Origin of the sequence: Actinophytocola sp., assembly GCF_035634895.1 — a bacterium.
Classification (GTDB): Bacteria; Actinomycetota; Actinomycetes; order Mycobacteriales; family Pseudonocardiaceae; genus Actinophytocola.
In genome coordinates this window covers 1-15,575 of record NZ_DASQCC010000227.1, presented here as the reverse complement: position 1 = coordinate 15,575, position 15,575 = coordinate 1, and the positions used below count along the sequence as shown (strand labels likewise).

At 70.8% G+C, this 15,575-nt stretch carries 19 protein-coding genes and 1 riboswitch; of the genes, 8 read left to right on the top strand and 11 right to left on the bottom strand.

Going from position 1 to position 15,575, the window contains the following annotated elements:
• A partial coding sequence (locus VET29_RS35470; RefSeq protein WP_414636701.1) for an MFS transporter occupies nt 1-1,458 on the top strand: 1,458 nt, incomplete at its 5' end.
• On the opposite strand, the gene VET29_RS35465 is transcribed toward VET29_RS35470, so the two are convergent.
• Nucleotides 1,394-2,395: a threonine/serine dehydratase gene (locus VET29_RS35465; RefSeq protein ID WP_324929058.1), complete on the bottom strand. Its 1,002-nt coding sequence runs from the start codon at nt 2,393-2,395 to the stop codon at nt 1,394-1,396. The two genes, VET29_RS35470 and VET29_RS35465, sit on opposite strands and share 65 nt — an antisense overlap.
• 123 nt (nt 2,396-2,518) lie before the next feature.
• On the opposite strand from VET29_RS35465, the gene VET29_RS35460 reads away from it, so the two are divergent.
• Together VET29_RS35460 and VET29_RS35455 are read left to right on the top strand one after the other, a co-directional pair.
• Nucleotides 2,519-3,226, top strand: coding sequence for a hypothetical protein (locus VET29_RS35460; RefSeq protein ID WP_324929057.1), 708 nt, complete (start codon nt 2,519-2,521; stop codon nt 3,224-3,226).
• Between the two features lie 220 nt (nt 3,227-3,446).
• On the top strand, nt 3,447-4,583 hold the full coding sequence (locus VET29_RS35455) for a S1 family peptidase (RefSeq protein ID WP_324929061.1): 1,137 nt from the start codon (nt 3,447-3,449) through the stop codon (nt 4,581-4,583).
• 72 nt (nt 4,584-4,655) lie between these two features.
• Here VET29_RS35455 and VET29_RS35450 read toward each other — a convergent pair whose 3' ends face one another.
• Together VET29_RS35450 and thiE are read right to left on the bottom strand one after the other, a co-directional pair.
• Complete coding sequence (locus VET29_RS35450; protein WP_324929055.1) at nt 4,656-5,207, bottom strand: ATP-dependent Clp protease proteolytic subunit; 552 nt, start codon at nt 5,205-5,207, stop codon at nt 4,656-4,658.
• A 9-nt stretch (nt 5,208-5,216) separates the two neighbouring features.
• Nucleotides 5,217-5,903 carry a thiamine phosphate synthase gene (thiE, locus tag VET29_RS35445; RefSeq protein WP_324929054.1) on the bottom strand — a complete coding sequence of 229 codons (687 nt, stop codon included), beginning with the start codon at nt 5,901-5,903 and terminating at the stop codon, nt 5,217-5,219.
• Nucleotides 5,904-5,924: 21 nt separating this feature from the next.
• Nucleotides 5,925-6,033, top strand: a riboswitch (TPP riboswitch).
• On the opposite strand from thiE, the gene thiO reads away from it, so the two are divergent.
• The 3 genes from thiO (at nt 6,029) to VET29_RS35430 (ending at nt 8,062) form a co-directional block, all read left to right on the top strand.
• On the top strand, nt 6,029-7,105 hold the full coding sequence (thiO, locus tag VET29_RS35440) for a glycine oxidase ThiO (protein WP_324929052.1): 1,077 nt from the start codon (nt 6,029-6,031) through the stop codon (nt 7,103-7,105). It overlaps the preceding riboswitch by 5 nt.
• On the top strand, nt 7,105-7,305 hold the full coding sequence (gene thiS, locus VET29_RS35435) for a sulfur carrier protein ThiS (protein WP_324929050.1): 201 nt from the start codon (nt 7,105-7,107) through the stop codon (nt 7,303-7,305). Before thiO ends, thiS begins: the two co-directional genes overlap by 1 nt.
• Before the next feature lies 1 nt (nt 7,306).
• On the top strand, nt 7,307-8,062 hold the full coding sequence (locus tag VET29_RS35430) for a thiazole synthase (protein ID WP_324929048.1): 756 nt from the start codon (nt 7,307-7,309) through the stop codon (nt 8,060-8,062).
• A 1-nt stretch (nt 8,063) separates the two neighbouring features.
• Here VET29_RS35430 and VET29_RS35425 read toward each other — a convergent pair whose 3' ends face one another.
• The 3 genes from VET29_RS35425 to VET29_RS35415 all read right to left on the bottom strand — a co-directional run bounded on the left by VET29_RS35425 (nt 8,064) and on the right by VET29_RS35415 (nt 9,228).
• Nucleotides 8,064-8,285, bottom strand: coding sequence for a hypothetical protein (locus VET29_RS35425; protein ID WP_324929046.1), 222 nt, complete (start codon nt 8,283-8,285; stop codon nt 8,064-8,066).
• A gap of 248 nt (nt 8,286-8,533) precedes the next feature.
• Nucleotides 8,534-8,704: a hypothetical protein gene (locus VET29_RS35420; protein WP_324929044.1), complete on the bottom strand. Its 171-nt coding sequence runs from the start codon at nt 8,702-8,704 to the stop codon at nt 8,534-8,536.
• On the bottom strand, nt 8,701-9,228 hold the full coding sequence (locus VET29_RS35415) for a DNA-processing protein DprA (protein ID WP_324929042.1): 528 nt from the start codon (nt 9,226-9,228) through the stop codon (nt 8,701-8,703). Before VET29_RS35415 ends, VET29_RS35420 begins: the two co-directional genes overlap by 4 nt.
• A gap of 264 nt (nt 9,229-9,492) precedes the next feature.
• Here VET29_RS35415 and VET29_RS35410 point away from each other — a divergent pair, with 264 nt between their 5' ends.
• Nucleotides 9,493-10,170 carry a DUF4328 domain-containing protein gene (locus VET29_RS35410; RefSeq protein ID WP_324929040.1) on the top strand — a complete coding sequence of 226 codons (678 nt, stop codon included), beginning with the start codon at nt 9,493-9,495 and terminating at the stop codon, nt 10,168-10,170.
• Between the two features lie 63 nt (nt 10,171-10,233).
• Here the strand turns inward: VET29_RS35410 and VET29_RS35405 are convergent, their stop codons facing one another.
• The 3 genes from VET29_RS35405 to thiC are packed head-to-tail and all read right to left on the bottom strand — an operon-like array spanning nt 10,234 to nt 13,603.
• Nucleotides 10,234-11,046 (bottom strand): ion transporter, encoded by an 813-nt coding sequence (locus VET29_RS35405; protein WP_324929038.1) that lies wholly within the window; start codon nt 11,044-11,046, stop codon nt 10,234-10,236.
• Nucleotides 11,047-11,079: 33 nt separating this feature from the next.
• Complete coding sequence (gene thiD / locus VET29_RS35400) at nt 11,080-11,934, bottom strand: bifunctional hydroxymethylpyrimidine kinase/phosphomethylpyrimidine kinase (protein ID WP_324929036.1); 855 nt, start codon at nt 11,932-11,934, stop codon at nt 11,080-11,082.
• A gap of 22 nt (nt 11,935-11,956) precedes the next feature.
• Entirely contained in the window at nt 11,957-13,603 is a 1,647-nt protein-coding gene (gene thiC, locus VET29_RS35395) for a phosphomethylpyrimidine synthase ThiC (RefSeq protein ID WP_324929034.1), read from the bottom strand.
• 251 nt (nt 13,604-13,854) lie between these two features.
• Here thiC and VET29_RS35390 point away from each other — a divergent pair, with 251 nt between their 5' ends.
• Nucleotides 13,855-14,376 (top strand): hypothetical protein, encoded by a 522-nt coding sequence (locus VET29_RS35390; RefSeq protein WP_324929032.1) that lies wholly within the window; start codon nt 13,855-13,857, stop codon nt 14,374-14,376.
• Between the two features lie 25 nt (nt 14,377-14,401).
• On the opposite strand, the gene VET29_RS35385 is transcribed toward VET29_RS35390, so the two are convergent.
• Nucleotides 14,402-15,313: a S1C family serine protease gene (locus VET29_RS35385; protein ID WP_324929030.1), complete on the bottom strand. Its 912-nt coding sequence runs from the start codon at nt 15,311-15,313 to the stop codon at nt 14,402-14,404.
• An 87-nt stretch (nt 15,314-15,400) separates the two neighbouring features.
• A partial coding sequence (locus VET29_RS35380) for a peptide deformylase (protein ID WP_324929059.1) occupies nt 15,401-15,575 on the bottom strand: 175 nt, incomplete at its 5' end.

Here is a 15,575-nt window from a genome sequence, read left to right as displayed (position 1 = left end):
GCCGTCGCGGTGCTCGGCTCCGCGGTGGCGAGCATCGAGGCGACCGTGATCAACGTCGCACTGCCGACGATCGGGCGCGACCTCGGCGCCGACGTCGCCGGACTGCAGTGGACGCTCAACGGCTATCTGCTCACGCTCGCCTCGCTGATCCTCGTCGGCGGATCGCTCGGCGACCGGTTCGGACGGCGGCGGGTGTTCACGATCGGCGTCGCGTGGTTCACGATCGCGTCGGTGCTGTGCGCGCTGGCGCCGTCGGTCGGCGCGCTCGTCGCCGCGCGCGTGCTGCAGGGCGTCGGCGGCGCGCTGCTCACGCCCGGCTCGCTCGCGATCATCCAGTCGTCGTTCCACCGCGAGGACCGGGCCCGCGCGATCGGCGCGTGGTCCGGGCTCGGCGGCATCGCGGGCGCCATCGGACCGCTCGTCGGCGGGCTGCTCGTGCAGGCATGGTCGTGGCGGCTGGCGTTCCTGATCAACCTGCCGCTCGGGCTGGCCGTGATCTGGCTGACCCGCAGGTACGTGCCGGAGACGCACGACGAGTCGATGACCGGGCGCCCAGACCTGTGGGGCTCGGTGCTCGGCGCGCTCGGCCTCGCCGGGGTGACCGGGGCGCTGGTCGAGGCGCCCGGCCGCGGCGCGGGCGACCCGCTGGTGGTCGTCGCCGGGGTGTGCGGGGTCGCGGCGCTGGTCGCGTTCGTCATGCTCCAGCGGCGGCAGCGGAACCCGCTCGTGCCGCCGGACATCTTCGCGAACCGGACGTTCGTGGTCGCCAACCTGCTGACGTTCGTGGTCTACGCGGCGCTCGGCGGCGTGATGATGCTGTTCGTCATCCAGCTGCAGGTCTCGCTCGGCTACGCGCCGACACTAGCCGGGATCGCCAGCCTGCCGATCTCGGCGATCATGCTGCTGCTGTCCGCCCGGTCCGGGAAGCTCGCGCAGCGGTTCGGGCCGAAGCCGTTCCTCGTGGCCGGGCCGCTGGTGATCGCGCTGGCCATGCTGATGTACACCAGGGTCACGCCTGGCGCGTCGTACGTGCTCACCGTGCTGCCGGCCGTGATCGTGTTCGGGCTGGGGCTCGCGTGCGTGGTCGCGCCGGTGACCGCGACCGTGCTGGCCGCCGCGGCGGACCGGCACGCGGGTGTCGCGTCCGGGGTCAACAACGCGATCGCGCGGACGGGTGGGCTGCTGGCCATCGCGGTCCTGCCGGCGGCGGCCGGGCTGACCGGCGAGTCGTACGCCGACCCGGCCGCCATGACCTCCGGCTGGCAGGCCGCGATGTGGATCTGTGCGGGGCTGTGCGTGGCCGGTGGCGTGATCGCGCTGGGCGTGCGGAACGACGTGTTCGCGCCGGCCCGGCCGGGTCCGGCCGCGGACGGTCCGTCGTCGGCCGACTGCTTCAGCTGCGGGCTGTCCGCCCCACCGACGCACCTGCGGCCGGCGCCGCGGCGGGTGCCGCGGTGACCACCTCGGCGAGCAGTGCCGGGTCGATGTTGCCGCCGGAGACGACCGCCACCGTCCGTCCGGCGGGCAGGTCCCGGTACAGGTAGGCCGCGGTGGACACCGCGCCGCTCGGCTCGGCGACCTGCTGTGACCTCGTGGCGAGCACGCCGATGGCGGCCCTGATCTCGTCCTCGGTGACGGTGACCACGTCGTCGACCAGCTTCGTGATGTGCGCGAAGGTCAGGTCGGACGGGGTGGAGCGCAGGCCGTCCGCGATGGTCCTGGCCCGGTCGTCGGTGGACCAGTCGGGCTTGCGGCCCAGCCGGAAGCCCTCCGCGGTGTCCCCGGCCAGCTCCGGCTCGACGCCGATGACCTTCGCGTTCGGCGCCTTGGCCCTGATCGCGGTCGCGATGCCGCCGATCAGCCCGCCGCCGCTGACCGGCACGAGCACGACCTCGACGTCCGGCAGGTCGGCCGCGATCTCCAGGCCGATCGTGCCCTGGCCGGCCATGACGTCGGGGTGGTCGAACGGCGGGACGAGCGTGCCCCCCTGCGTCGCGACGATCTCCGCGGCGGCCGACTCCCGGTCGGCCGGCGGCACGACGACGACGGTGGCGCCGTGGCGGGTGGTCGCGTCGATCTTCACCTGCGGCGTGTTCGTCGTCACCACGATGGTGGCGGGGACGCCGTAGAGCTTCGCGGTGTACGCGACGGCCTGGCCGTGGTTGCCGCTGGAGTAGGCGACGACGCCTTTTTTCCTTGTCTCCTCGGGGATCCGGGCGATGGCGTTGAGCGCGCCGCGGATCTTGAACGCGCCGATGGGTTGCAGCTGCTCGGGCTTGAGCCACAAGGGACGGTCGTCGGCCGCCCAGAGGCAGGGCGTCAACGGGGTTCGTACCGCCCTGCCGGCGATCCGGGCGGCGGCCGCCTCGATGTCATCGATTGTGATCAGTTGCACGGTACCAAGTATGCACTGTCCACAGTGGACTGTGGGGATGCTCACGATTGGGCAACCCCCGGAGTGGGTCATCCGTCGCACACGTTGGAAGGTGTGTAGGACAGGTCTCGCAGACGAAGGACTATGAGCGACAACACTGAGGAAACGAACGGAATTCGGCTCAGCCAGGTGGTGGCCGGTGCGCTGGCCGCGGTGACGGCCGCGCTCATCGGGTCGACCATGGGGGTCGCGGGGACGGTCGTGGGGGCCGGGCTCGCCAGTGTGATCTCGACGATCGGCGGCACGCTGTACCTGCGCTCGATCCAGCGGACCCGGGAGAGCGTGCGCACGGTGCGGGCGAAGGTCGTCGGACGCTCGGGCGGCGCGACGGTCCTGGTCTCGGACGAGGATCCCGAGGAGCCGGCCGGCACGGAGGTCGAGGCGGCCCCTGCCAAGGAAGATCCGGAAAGGTCGGACCAGCCACCCCGGGGCGGGCGCCGGCGGTGGCCGAAGCTGATCGTGACGACCGTTGCGGCGTTCGCGCTGGGCATGCTGGCGATCACGGGCGTCGAGTGGCTGCGTGGCGAGCCGCTCTCCGGTGGCTCGGGCACCACGTTCAGCAGCATCGTGGCCCCGCACGACACCTCGGGCCGCGACGAGGACCCGTCGACCCCGGCCACGTCGACGACCAACCCGGCCCCGACGAGCACCGCGCCGGACGCGACCACGACGGACGCGCCGGCCACCACGTCGACGGAGCCGTCCGGTGACGCCAGCATCACGACGACACCGCCTGTGACCACCACGACCGAGGCAACGCCGTCAGAAGGCGCTACCCAGCCTCAGGGCTAGATCGACACCTACTTTGGGTAATTAATCGATCGCTCACATGGCAACTGTTGTCCCCGAACGGACGATATCCGCGCGCAGCGTGTGCAAATAGTTTCAGAAAAGTCATCCGACGGATGGCATCCCCTCATGTGATTTGCCCGGGGGAGCTGCTACCGCTGCCCACCCCCGGGTCCCCTGCAGAACGACCGAGGGAGCAACCTTGATGAAGCGCACACACCTTGTGCGATTGGGCGGTTACGCACTGCTCGCCGTAGGTACGGCGGTTACCTTCGCCGCACCTGCGAACGCGGCACCGGCCGGCGGAACGTCGACCAGCAGCGCGATCCAGGATGCACTACAGCGGGATCTCGGCCTGTCCCCGCAGCAGGCCCAGGTCCGGTTCCAGCAGGAGCGCGTCGCCTTCTCGAAGGAGACGACACTGCGCATCCAGCTGGGTGAGGCCTACGGCGGCAGCCGGTTCGACGCCGCGTCGGGCAAGCTCGTGGTCGGCGTGACCGACGTGGGCCGGGTCGCGGAGGTCACCTCCGCCGGCGCGGTCGCCGAGGTCGTCCAGCACAGCGCCGCCGAACTGGGCGCCACCCAGTCGAAGCTGGAACAGGGCAACGCCAGCGCGCCGAAGTCGGTGACCGGCTGGTACACCGACGTCGCCACCAACTCGGTCGTCGTCGAGGCCTACGGCAACGACGCCGCGGCCGCGTCCTGGGCGAAGAGCCTCGGCGCGGATGTCCGGGTCGTACGCGTCGCCCAGCAGCCGCGCACGTTCTGGAACGTGATCGGTGGCCAGGCGATCACGACGACCGCAGGCGCCCGCTGTTCGGCGGGCTTCAACGCCCGCAGCTCGAGCGGTGCCCGCTACGTCATCGACGCGGGTCACTGCGGCAACCTCGGTGGCACGTGGTCCGGGACCGGCGGCACGCTCGGTACCGTGTTCCGCTCGTCGTTCCCGGGCAACGACTACTCGGCCATCAACGTCAGCTCCAGCTCGGCCGTGTCGACGGGCCTCGTCGACCGGTACAGCTCGGGCAGCGACGTCCGGGTGACCGGTTCGTCCGGCGGCAGCGTCGGCCAGGCCGTCTGCCGGTCCGGCTCCACGACGGGTTGGCACTGCGGCACGATCAACGCCCTGAACACGACGGTGACCTACCAGCAGGGCTCGGTCGGTCAGATGATCCGCACCAACGTGTGTGCCGAACCGGGTGACTCCGGTGGCTCGCTGGTGAGCAACGGGACGTCGACCGTCACCGCGATCGGTCTGACCTCCGGCGGCTCGGGCAACTGCAGCTCCGGCGGCACGACCTTCTTCCAGCCGGTGAACGAGGCACTGAGCGCGTACGGTCTGTCCCTGGTCACGGGCTGACCTGAGATCCACGCCAGCGGACGGGCCGAACCCCTGCCGGCCCGTCCGCTGGTTCCTCGTCTCTCGGCCGGATCAGCCGGTGACGACGTGGTCGACGATCCCGTACTCCCTGGCCTCCTGGGCGGAGAACCACCGGTCCCGGTCGGCGTCCCGGGTGATGGTCTCGACCGGCTGGCCGGTCTGGCTCGCCGTGATCTCGGCCAGCCTGGCCTTCATCCGCGAGTACGCCTGCGCGCGGATCCTGATGTCCGACTCGGCGCCGCCCACTCCCGCGGACGGCTGGTGCATGAGGATCTGCGCGTTCGGCAGCGCGTACCGCTTGCCCGGGGTGCCCGAGGACAGCAGGAACTGCCCCATCGAGGCGACGAACCCCATGGCCCACGTCGACACGTCCGGCTCGATCAGCCGCATCGTGTCGTAGACGGCCATCCCGGCGGTCACCGAGCCGCCCGGTGAGTTGATGTAGAACGTGATGTCCTTGCTCGGGTCCTCCGCGGCGAGCAGGAGCAGCTGGGCGGTGATCCGGTTGGCCGACTCGTCGGTCACCTCGGACCCGAGGAAGACGATCCGGTCCCGCAGCAGCCGCTCGAAGATGGCGTCGTCCAGGCTGGCAGTCATGGTCATGCCTTGACGCTAACCAGCGGTTTCCTGCCACGCGGCCGTGTTCGCCGTCGGCATGTCCGCTCTCAGCGCACCCGCCAGCCGGGCCGCCGCCGCCCGAGGGTCGGCCGCCTCGGTGATCGCGCGGACCACCACCACCCGCGACGCGCCGGCCGCCAGCACTTCCGGCAGCCGGGCCTCGTCGATGCCGCCGATCGCGAACCACGGGCGCGCCGCCCCCACCGTCGCGCGGACCAGGTCCAGCCCCGGCGCCGGTCTGCCCGGCTTCGTGGGCGTCGGCCAGCACGGGCCGGTGCAGAAGTAGTCGACGCCCGGTTCCACGGCCGCCGCCTCGGCCTGCGCGAGGTCGTGGGTGGACCGGCCGATCACGACGTCCGGGCCGAGGATCTCGCGGGCCCAGCGGACCGGCAGGTCGTCCTGGCCGAGGTGCAGCACGTCCGCGTCCGCGGCCAGCGCCACGTCCGCGCGGTCGTTCACCGACAGCAGCGCCTCGTGCCGGGCGCACACCTCGGCGAGCACCGACAGCGCGGCCAACTCGTCGGTGGCCTCCATGCCCTTCTCACGCAGCTGGATGACGTCGACGCCACCCGCGAGCGCCGCGTCCGCGAACTCCGCAAGGTCCGGCCGGTTTCCCGTGCACAGGTACAGCCGTGCGTCCGCGAGCCGCCTGCGAATCTCGTCTCCGTCTAGTCCGGGCACCCGTTCACGCTATACGGTGGAGGTGGTCCGCACGGGAGTCCAGAGGACTGGGCTGAGAGGGGATCTGCCGATCCCGACCGTCGAACCTGATCCGGATCATGCCGGCGCAGGGAGCGTGAGTTGCCATGAGAGTGGTCGTGGTGGGTGGTGGCGTCATCGGTCTGGCCGTCGCGTGGCGGCTGGCCGACCACGACGTGACGGTCGTCGATCCGAACCCGGGGCGCGGCGCGTCGTGGGTCGCCGGCGGCATGCTGGCGCCGGTCACCGAGGCGTGGCCGGGCGAGGAGGACCTGCTCGACCTCGGCAGCGAGTCGCTCGACCGGTGGCCGGCGTTCGCCGCGGCACTGGGGATCGACCTGCACACCCGGGGCACGATCGTCGCCGGCGTGGACAGCGCGGACGCCGGACAGCTCGACACCCTCGCCGGCTTCCTCGCGCGGCGCGGCCGGGAGGTCGAGCGGCTGACCGGACGCGAGCTGCGGCGCGTCGAGCCAGCCCTCGGCCCGAGTGTCCGAAGTGGACTCCTGGTGCCCGGCGACCTGGCCGTGGACAACAGAGAGTTGTTGGGGCGCCTCAGTTTTCCCTCGGTGGTGGGCAAACCGGTCCGTTCCGTGCGGCCGGGAGCGGTCGAACTGGCGGACGCGACGCTGCACTGCGACCTGGCGGTGATCGCCGCGGGTGCGTGGAGCGGGTCGCTGCACCCGGCGCTGGCGTCGGCCGTGCGCCCGGTGAAGGGCGAGATCCTGCGGCTTCGGCGGCGCCCCAACGCGGTGCCGCCGCCGGTGCACACCGTGCGTGCGCTGGTCGAGTCGCGGCCGGTGTACCTGGTGCCGAGGGCGGGCGACGAGCTGGTAGTCGGCGCGACGCAGTACGAGGCGGGCTTCGACGAGGAGGTCACCGCCGGCGGGGTGCGTGACCTGCTGACGTATGGGGAACGGGTCATGCCGGGCATCGCCGAGTACGGCCTGACGGAGTGCGCGGCGGGGCTGCGTGCCGGCAGCCGGGACAACCTGCCGCTGGTCGGCTGGCTGGAACCGGGCGTGTTGGTCGCGGCGGGCCACCACCGCAACGGCCTGCTGCTGGCCCCCCTCACCGCGGACGCCGTGCGTGCGCTGGCCCTCGGCGAACCGTCACCCATGGCCGCGGCGGACCCGGCCCGCCTGTGCGACCAGAACGCCGGCTCCGCTCGGAGGACGAACTGATGCTCATCAACGTCAACGGCACCGAACGCGACGTCCCCGACGGCGCGACGGTCACGGAAATGCTTGCCGCGCTTGGTGTTCCGGCCCGCGGCGTGGCGGTCGCGGTCGACGGCACGGTGGTCGCGCGGACCGACCACGACCACCGGGTGGTGCCGGACGGCGCCGACGTCGAGGTGCTGACCGCGGTGCAGGGAGGCTGACATGGACGACCCATTGGTCATCGGCGACCAGCAGTACTCGTCCCGCCTGATCACGGGCACGGGCGGCGCGTCGAACCTGGCGGTGCTGGAGCGCGCGCTGAAGGCGTCCGGCACGGAGCTGACGACCGTGTCGATCCGGCGGGTGGACGCGCAGGGCGGCACGGGCGTGCTGGAAGTGTTGGAGCGCCTGGGAATCGACCCGCTGCCGAACACGGCGGGCTGCCGCACCGCGGCCGAGGCGGTGCTGACGGCCCGCATGGCCCGCGAGGCCCTGGGGACGTCCTGGGTGAAGCTGGAAGTGGTGGCGGACGACCGAACCCTGCTCCCCGACCCCGTGGAACTGTTGGAGGCAGCGACAACCCTCGTCGACGACGGCTTCACCGTCCTGCCGTACACGAACGACGACCCGGTGCTGGCGCTGCGCCTCGAGCAGTTGGGCTGCGCGGCCGTGATGCCACTCGGCTCGCCGATCGGCACCGCCCTGGGCATCCGCAACCCACACAACATCGAGCTGATCGTCGCGCGCGCGAGCGTCCCCGTGATCCTGGACGCGGGCATCGGCACCGCCTCCGACGCCGCACTGGCGATGGAACTGGGCTGCTCAGCGGTACTCCTGGCCACCTCGGTGACCCGCGCGACGGACCCGGAGGCCATGGCCACAGCCATGCGCCACGCGGTACTGGCCGGCCGCCTCGCCCACGGCGCCGGACGCGTCCCCCAACGCTTCTGGGCACAGGCCTCCAGCCCACCACGCTGAGTCAGTGCGATGGACAGTCGGAACCGGTGACCGGACAGCGGGCCGCGTCGTACGGCTCGTCAAGGGTCTCGATCAGCGCGCGATGGTCCTCCCAGTCGTAGCGGAGCCATCTCGTGACACAGAGGACGGTCACGCGCGTCGCGCCGGCGGCCTTCAACGCGAGGGCGGCCGACTGGGCCTTGTCGCCCGAGACCCAGGTGTCCTCGACGACGAGGACATGCACCTGCCGTGCAGGTATGTCGCGGGACCTGCCATCAACCGCAGGTCCCGCACACATCCGGGTGCCACGTGCGGCGCGACACTGCCCGCAGAGCGCGGAACGGCTCGGCGCGCCGGTGGGCCCCGTGCAGATGGCGCAGGTCAGTGGCGCCCCACGGCGGGTGTTGCAGAAGAAGGCACCCACGTTGGTGAAGAGACTGCTGATCAGGCGGTTGGCAAGTGCGTCGCCGGCGAACCTGTTCATGAACCCGGTCAGCGCTCGGTTACCGCCGCGACCAGTTCCTCCACCGCGTTCGGGCCGGTCAGGATGTCCTCGACCAGGGACATGATCCCCGCGATACTGCGAGCGACATGCACGCCCGGCTGGCCGATCAGGTCGCCGGGCCACTTGTTCGTCTCGACGACCAGGTCGGTGAAGATCACCGGTCGGCCGTGCCCGACCGCCTTGCGTGCCTGGATTCGAGCACCGCTGTGCTCGCCGGCCTCGCCGCCTGATGGGCGGCTGTGTCGATGCCCTTCGCCAGCCCGGCGATCACGGTGATGTCGCGGTCCGCCAGTCCGGTGGCGACCGCGTGGGCGATCGCGGGTCCGCGTGCCGAAGCCTGCCGGGAACCGACCACCGAGACGCCGGCCTCACCGGGGAGCCACTTTCCCAGGTGGAACAGCACTGGTGGCATCTCGTGGATCTCACGCAACTGTGCGGGGTAGTCGCCGTCCCGAAAGGTAAGGAAGCCGAGGTTCGTCGAACGCCAGGCGGAGATGTCCCGGGCGGCGTCGTCGAGTGCGCCGGAGTCGCCGTCCTCGAACAACCCCACGGGGTGCGACTCGTGCCAGAACGCACGCGCACTGCCCCGAGCCGAGACCTCGTCGGTGATCTCGACCAGGTCAGCCGCGACGGACGGGTGCGCAGCACGGCGACCAGTGCCGCACGCTCGTCCTCGTTCCATGCCGGCTCCACGCGCGCAGGCGCAGTGAAATCGTCTCGATCCCACCGGTTCTGCGCGGTGCATGTCGGACCCGGCGATGTATCGATCACGGGTTCGACATAGCGGACGTGCCGGCATGGTGCGCGGGATCCGGCGGCGCCTTGTCGACGATCGTCGTGACCCACCGCCGTTCGGCCATCCGGCTGCTTGTCATGGCGTGGTGGGGGTACCACGATTGTCTGCCACCGCGGCGTCGAAAGCCGTGGCACTGAGGGGAAACGAATCATGAGTGAAGCGCGGTCTGCTGTGCTGCCCATTCGAAGAGTCGGCGGGCTCGGGACGGCCGTCTCCGTCCTGGTCGGTGTTGTCGTGGTGCTGGACCTCGTGTCGACGTGGACCACCTGGAATGCCTACGGGCTCGTCAGGGACTACGTGAACCGGGTGAACGAGGTCGCCGCGGCCGACCTGGACAGTGCCGACGACACCAGTTCGGCCGTGGGCTGGGGCTACACCGCCGCCGTCGTGGCGGCCGGCGTCGTCTTCGTGACGTGGCTGTGGCGGGCACGGGACAACGCCGAGGCGATCTGTCCCGCGCCGCACCGCCGGTCGCGGGGCTGGGCGGTCGGGTCGTGGATCTGTCCGGTGGTCAACCTCCGGTTCCCGTTCGTGTTCGTCGACGACGTCTACCGGGCGAGCCGGCCGGACAACCCGCCGGACCTGTACGACCTGCGTTCCGTGCAGGGGAACCGGGTGCTCGGACTGTGGTGGGCGTTCTGGCTCTGCGGCGTGATCGTGAGCTACCTGGCCGTGGTGACCTGGCGGAGGGCCGCCAGCATCGACACGTTGCGGACGTCCGCGGTGATGGAGACCATCGCGTCGGTGGCGATGGTCGGCGCCGCGGTGACGATCATCATGATCGTGCGGGAGATCAGCGGCTGGCAGGACGACAGGGCGAGGGCCTGACCCCGCCGCCTCGGGTTGCCTGAGCGGGCCGGCGTGACGTCGTCCCAACAGCACGCCGGCCGCTCAGGCCCGTTCCTTCTGCTGCTCGCGTAGCTCCGCGACCTCCCGCCGCAGGGCGCGCACCTCCGCCAGGATGAGCTGGTCGGACGCGGCCTGGGCCGCCGCGTGCTCCTCCTCGGCGTTGACGAGGTCGGTCGTCACCGACTTCTCCATCCCGTTGACGATCACCGCGATGAACAAGTTAAGCACCGCGAAGCTCGAGATGAGGATGTAGATCACGAAGAAGATCCACGCGAGGGGCGCGGCCGCCATCACCTCGCGGGCGATGTCCGGCCAGGCCTCGCCGGTCATCGTCTGGAACAGGGTGAACAGCGTGGTCCCGAGGTCGCCGAAGTAGTGCGGCGAGATGTGGCCGAACAGCTTGGTCGCCATCACGCCGGCCACGTAGATGACCAGCGCCAGCAACGCGCCGATCGACGCCATGCCCGGCACCGCGGCCAGCAGGCCGTTCACCACGCGCCGCATGGCCGGCACCGCCGAGATCAGGCGCAGCACCCGAAGTACCCGCATGGCCCGCAGCACCGAGAACGGCCCGGCCGTCGGGATCAGCGAGATGCCCACGATGAGGAAGTCGAAGACGTTCCAGGAGTCGCGGAAGAACCGCCAGCGGTACGCGTAGAGCCGCAGGCCCAGCTCGACCACGAAGATCCCGAGCATCACGCGGTCGGCGACGTGCAGCGCGCCGCCGAACTCGCGCGTCACCGCCGGTGACGTCTCGAGGCCGAGGGTGACCGCGTTCGCCACGATCACCCAGATGATGAACTGCTGGACTCGCCGGTGCTCGACAAGCGCTTCTACTCGGTCCCGGTGGTTCACGTCAGAAGAGGGTAAACGTGCGGTTGGTCGCGTCTAACCCCTTTGACCGAAGGTGGGCAAGGTCTCCTGTGGTAGACGCCAGAACGCGGACACCGGCCCCACACCCGAGCCGAGTGGGTACGCGTGCTGGACGGCGTTGGTCACGAACTCCTTGCCGAACCGCACCGCGTCCGGCATCGAGGCGCCCCTGGCCAACGCGGACGTGATGGCCGACGCCATGGTGTCACCGCCGCCGTGTGTGTGCCTGGTGTCGACCCGCCTGGCCGGCAGCTCCAGGAACGTCTCGCCGTCGTACAGGAAGTCGACGCACTCCGGGTCGTCACGCATGTGGCCGCCCTTGACGAGTGTCCATTGTGGACCCATGGCGTGCAGCGCCTTCGCGGCCTCCCTGGCCTCGTGGTGGTCGCGGACGTCGATGCCGGTCAGCAGCCGCACCTCGTCGAGGTTCGGCGTGACCAGCGTGGCCCGCGGGAACAGCTCGGTGCGCAGCGCGTCCAGCGCGTTGTCGAGCAGCAGCTGGTCCCCGTGCATGGACGCGGCCACCGGGTCCACGACGAACGGGATCGAGCCGTCCCGTCCGATGTGGACCCGGTCGCAGGCCTTGGCCACCGCCTCGATGATCTCGGCGGTGGCCAGCATGCCGGTCTTCGCCGCGAGCACGCCGATGTCCTCGGCCACGGCCTCGATCTGCGCCGCCACGATCTCCGGCGGGATGACCGAGACCCCGCTGACGCCAAGGGAGTTCTGCACGGTGACCGCCGTGACCGCGGTCATCCCGTGCACCCCGCACGCGAAGAACGTGCGGAGGTCGGCCTGGAGCCCCGCACCACCGCCGGAGTCGGATCCGGCGATGGTGAGGACGCGGGGTGGCGTGTCGTTGTGTGTCATCTGTTCGCTCCGCAAGCTCCGCTCAGGAGTCCACCACCGGTAGGTACACGTGACTGCCCCGCTCCTGGAAGCGTTCGGACATCTCCGTCATGCCCTCCTCGATCGCGGCCATGTCGGTGAGGCCGTGCTCCTCAGCGTACTTCCGGACGTCCTGGGTGATCCGCATCGAGCAGAACTTCGGGCCGCACATCGAGCAGAAGTGCGCGGTCTTCGCCGGCTCGGCGGGCAGGGTCTCGTCGTGGAAGGCGCGGGCGGTGTCCGGGTCGAGCGAGAGGTTGAACTGGTCGGTCCAGCGGAACTCGAAGCGGGCCTTGGAAAGCGCGTCGTCCCGCTCCTGCGCGCGGGGGTGCCCCTTGGCCAGGTCGGCGGAGTGCGCGGCGATCTTGTAGGTGATCACGCCGGTCTTCACGTCGTCCCGGTTGGGCAGGCCGAGGTGCTCCTTCGGGGTGACGTAGCAGAGCATCGCCGTGCCCAGCCAGCCGATCTGCGCGGCGCCGATGGCGGACGTGATGTGGTCGTACGCCGGCGCGATGTCCGTCGCGAGTGGACCGAGGGTGTAGAACGGGGCCTCGCCGCAGAGCTCCTCCTCGAGCCGGACGTTCTCGGCGATCTTGTGCATGGGGACGTGGCCGGGGCCCTCGATCATCACCTGGACGTCGTGCTTCCTGGCGATGTGGGTGAGCTCGCCGAGGGTGCGGAGCTCCGCGAACTGGGCCTCGTCGTTGGCGTCGGCGATGCTGCCCGGCCGCAGCCCGTCGCCGAGCGAGAAGGTCACGTCGTACTGCCGGAGGATCTCGCACAGCTCGACGAAGTTGGTGTACAGGAACGACTCCCGGTGGTGCGCGAGGCACCAGGCGGCCATGATCGAGCCACCGCGGGACACGATGCCGGTGACCCTTCTCGCGGTCAGTGGGACGTACCGCAGCAGCACGCCCGCGTGGACGGTCATGTAGTCGACGCCCTGCTCGCACTGCTCGATAACGGTGTCCCGGTAGGCCTCCCAGGACAGCTTCGCCGGGTCGCCGCCGACCTTCTCGAGCGCCTGGTAGATGGGCACGGTCCCGATGGGCACCGGGGAGTTGCGCAGGATCCACTCGCGGGTCTCGTGAATCCGTTTGCCCGTCGAGAGGTCCATGACGGTGTCGGCGCCCCAGCGGGTGGCCCACACCATCTTGTCCACCTCGTCCTCGATGGACGACGAGACGGCCGAGTTCCCGATGTTGGCGTTGATCTTGACGAGGAACCTCTTGCCGATGATCGCGGGCTCGACCTCGGGATGTTTCCTGTTGACCGGGATCACGGCGCGGCCGCGGGCGACCTCGTCCCGCACGAGCTCCACGTCGACCCCCTCGCGTGCCGCGACGAAGCGCATCTCCTTGGTGGTGATCCCGGCCTTGGCGTACGCCAGCTGGGAGACGGCCCCGTTGACCGGTTCCCGCTCGTCGATCCAGCTCTGCCGTAGCCGGTCGAGTCCACTGTGGACGTCGATGGTGACGTCGTCCGTGTACGGCCCCGACGTGTCGTACAGGTCGACGTGCTCGCCGTTGGTGAGGTCGACCCGCCTGGCCGGCACCCTGATCCCGTCGACCTCGCGGTAGACCTTGCGGGATCCGGTGATCGGCCCGGTGGTCACGCGGGGACGCACGGAACGGTCGTCAAGTGCGGTCATGATTGTTCTCCCTACGCCGGCATTACCCGGTCAGGTTCAGGCGGTCGGCAGAGCCGGGTCCGTGACTGGACACCATCTGCCCTCTCAGCCCGCCAAGGCGCGAGCTCCCGCGTTGATTGAGTTGTGCGCTGCCCCCCGACCATAACCAGCGGTTCGGCGCGCTGCCAAGGGCTCGATGGCAGTAACGTGCAGGTGTGGAAACGCGGGCGCCGGGCTGGCGGGTCGATCGACCCGAGACGGCGAAGCCCTGCGTGACCTGCAGTGACCTCCTGGGCCGCGGCTACCCGTCGTGCACGGGATGCGCCGAGACGGTCGACCGTCCGCTGCGTGCCGCCTGGGCGGACCTGGCCGACCAGGACCCGGAACACGTGGCCGACGCGCCGGCGGGGGAGTACCGCTGGACGTGTGTCGACTGGGCCCTGCGGCAGCTGACGTGCCAGGGCTGTGGCGGCGAGCTGGCCGCGGGCGCCCCGACGTGCGTCGGCTGCGCGGCGGCGGACTCGGCCCGCTGGGAGGTCCCGGCACCGACCCCGAACGAGCACGCCCTGCGCACGGCGTCGGTGATGCTGCGGGCGCCGTCGTGGCGGCGCGAGTCGGTGGTCTCGACCTGGCGGCTGGTGCTGCCGTTCGTGCTGACGGGCGAGGTGCCGCCGGTGACGTCGCTGCGCGAGATCAGGACGTCGGTGATCGCCGGCCGGTACGAGGAGCTGGCCGCGTTGGAGTCGTTACCGCTGGCGCTGCCGGCACCGCCGTGGCGCGGCTCGCCGGCCTAGGGGCGCCGCGCCAGGTGGCTCTGGCTCAGCCGACCGTCAGCTCGCTCGGCCGCGCGTAGACGTCGACCATCGCGCCGTTGCGCAGCACGGTCACCGCCAGGTCGATGCCGATGACCTCGGCGAACAGCTGGCGCTGGATGCCCTGCGCGTCATGCACCTGCTCGCGCGCGACGGTCAGCACGAGGTCGCCCTTGCGCAGTCCCGCCTTCGCTGCCGGACCGTCCGGCACGACCTCGATCACCCGCAGACCGGCCCGCTGCCCGGTACGCGCGGCGACGTCGTCCGGCAGCGGCGCCGGGACGCCGACCACGCCGAGGTACGCGCGCCGCACACGCCCTTCCACCAGCAGCGTGTCGATGATCCGCCGCGTGGTCGGGTTGATCGGCACCGCGAGGCCGAGGCCGAAGCCCGCGACCGCGGTGTTGATGCCGACCACGTGACCGTGCGAGTCCGCGAGCGCGCCGCCGGAGTTGCCGGGGTTCAGCGCGGCGTCGGTCTGGATCACGTCCTCGATCACACGCTGGGCCTGGCCCCGGGTGACCGGCAGCGACCGGCCGAGCGCGCTCACCACGCCGGCCGTGACCGAGCCCGCGAGGCCCAGCGGCGAGCCGACCGCGACGACCAGCTGGCCGACGACCAGATCGTCGGCGTCGCCGAGGGTCGCGGGCGCCGGCGCGTCGGCGGCCCGCAGCACCGCGAGGTCCGACAGCGGGTCGACGCCGACGACCCGGAACTGGGACTCCTCGCCGTCGGAGTACGTCGCCTCACCGTGGGACGCGGAACCGACGACATGCGCGTTCGTCAGCAGGTGGCCCTCTTTCGTGAACACCACGGCCGACCCGCTGCCGCGCCGCATCGCCACGCTCGCCACATGTCGTGTCAACGTCTTCGCCACCGCGCTGACCGTGCGCGAGTAGGCGTCCAGCTCCCCGGCCATCACCATCACCGCCCCGAATTACACCGTTGCACCTTCTACAAGTGTGCGTTGGCCGGGACTAGTTCCGTGTTCGCCGTGAGCTGACTGTTACTGGACGTCTTCCTCGTCCTGGGCCGCCGGGTCCCAGGACAGGCCCGGCTTGCCCCAGCCGTTGTGCTTGAGCATGCGCTTGGACTCCTTGTTGTACCGGCCGACGAGGCGGCTCAGGTACAGCAGTCCGTCGAGGTGGTCGGTCTCGTGCTGCAGGCAGCGGGCGAAGTAG

What these genes read in the sequence shown, in the direction of transcription:
- VET29_RS35460 (WP_324929057.1), top strand. Translation starts at nt 2,519, where the DNA reads ATGAGCGACAACACTGAGGAAACGAACGGAATTCGGCTCAGCCAGGTG.
- VET29_RS35450 (WP_324929055.1), bottom strand. Translation starts at nt 5,207, where the DNA reads ATGACCATGACTGCCAGCCTGGACGACGCCATCTTCGAGCGGCTGCTG.
- thiO (WP_324929052.1), top strand. Translation starts at nt 6,029, where the DNA reads ATGAGAGTGGTCGTGGTGGGTGGTGGCGTCATCGGTCTGGCCGTCGCG.
- thiS (WP_324929050.1), top strand. Translation starts at nt 7,105, where the DNA reads ATGCTCATCAACGTCAACGGCACCGAACGCGACGTCCCCGACGGCGCG.
- VET29_RS35430 (WP_324929048.1), top strand. Translation starts at nt 7,307, where the DNA reads ATGGACGACCCATTGGTCATCGGCGACCAGCAGTACTCGTCCCGCCTG.
- VET29_RS35415 (WP_324929042.1), bottom strand. Translation starts at nt 9,228, where the DNA reads ATGGAACGAGGACGAGCGTGCGGCACTGGTCGCCGTGCTGCGCACCCG.
- VET29_RS35410 (WP_324929040.1), top strand. Translation starts at nt 9,493, where the DNA reads ATGAGTGAAGCGCGGTCTGCTGTGCTGCCCATTCGAAGAGTCGGCGGG.
- thiD (WP_324929036.1), bottom strand. Translation starts at nt 11,934, where the DNA reads ATGACACACAACGACACGCCACCCCGCGTCCTCACCATCGCCGGATCC.
- thiC (WP_324929034.1), bottom strand. Translation starts at nt 13,603, where the DNA reads ATGACCGCACTTGACGACCGTTCCGTGCGTCCCCGCGTGACCACCGGG.
- VET29_RS35385 (WP_324929030.1), bottom strand. Translation starts at nt 15,313, where the DNA reads ATGGCCGGGGAGCTGGACGCCTACTCGCGCACGGTCAGCGCGGTGGCG.